Annotated in this window: 1 protein-coding gene; it reads left to right on the top strand. The window is 35.6% G+C overall.

Annotated features, from left to right (window positions below; genetic code table 11):
* The first annotated feature begins 176 nt into the window (after positions 1–176).
* Complete coding sequence (locus tag ACAX61_RS19535) at positions 177–1,208, top strand: ArsR family transcriptional regulator (RefSeq protein WP_370716205.1); 1,032 nt, start codon at positions 177–179, stop codon at positions 1,206–1,208.
* Positions 1,209–1,308: the final 100 nt, after the last annotated feature.

The following is a 1,308-nucleotide window of genomic DNA, read 5'->3' as shown; positions in this document are numbered from 1 at the left end:
ATATTAGGTCTATGCATAAGTATTAAACCATGTTTTTAATCATTGTTTTAATAAATCAACAAATTATCAAAACACCCCGTTAATTTAAATTTCGGTAATTAATATTATATATTTATTGAAAAAATAAATATTTCACTTTAATTGTTATAGAATATCAAAAAATTTTGGATTTACAAATGAATGACGAAAATATATATTATCGACATTGTATAAGATATGAATTTCAACAAGGAAAAAGTGCTTTTGCAGCATATAAATCCATATGCTCGGTTCTAGGTGACAAGACTATTTCGTATAGTACGTGTAAATATTGGTATCGTCGATTTAAAGAAGGAAATTTTGATGTAAGCAATCTACCACGAATCGGTGCACCACGAATATTGAACCCTGAGAGATTGGAAGAACTACTCTGCGAGAATACTGCCCAAACACAAGAAGAACTTGCGAAACAGCTTGGAGTAGACCAAGCTACTGTTAGCAGGCATTTGAATAGCTTAGGAAAAATCCAGAAGGTTGGAAAGTGGGTGCCACATGAACTTTCAGAAAGAAACATTTCATGTCGTTTAACAACATGCGCGTCGCTTCTTGCTAGGCAAAGAAAAAAAGACTTTCTATGGAAGATCGTCACTGGAGATGAAAAGTGGATTGGCTACGATAATCCAAAGCGCATTCATTCGTGGGTAGACCCCGGTATGCCAGCAACTTCAACGGCAAAAGTAAATATTCACAGCAAAAAAGTGCTCCTTTGTATCTGGTGGGATATGAGAGGTCCGATTTATTATGATCTTCTCCAGGTTGGCCAAACTGTTAATGCAGAACGTTATAGCAAACAGTTGTTGCAATTGGCTGAAAAAATAAAGAAAAAAAGACCTTTCTCAGGTCAAGGATCGCATAAGACTATATTACTGCATGACAATGCCAGACCGCATGTGGCAAAGCTTACGCAGGAGACAATCTCACAATTAGGTTGGGAAGTTCTTCCTCATGCGGCTTATTCCCCGGACCTGGCTCCTACAGATTACCATCTGTTTCGATCAATGCAACACTTTTTAGCAGGGCAACACTTTAAAAATGTTTCAGAGATTCGAGAATTTCTGGATAATTTCCTTGCTTCGAAACCAAGATCATTCTACCGTTCCGGGATTCGTCAATTACCTGAAAGATGGAAAAAAGTGATGGACAACAATGGCTCTTATTTTGCTGATTGATTTGTTGTACCTATGATATGTAAAAATAAATTTATTAGCTTTCTTATAAAAGTTTTTTTCAGTTAAATATAGACTAATACTTATGCATACACCTAATATA

Source organism: Sphingomonas sp. IW22, from assembly GCF_041321155.1.
In the GTDB taxonomy this organism is placed as follows: domain Bacteria; phylum Pseudomonadota; class Alphaproteobacteria; order Sphingomonadales; family Sphingomonadaceae; genus Sphingomonas.
The sequence above is the reverse complement of the archived record's forward strand: the minus strand, read 5'-3'. Positions and strand labels throughout refer to the sequence as shown.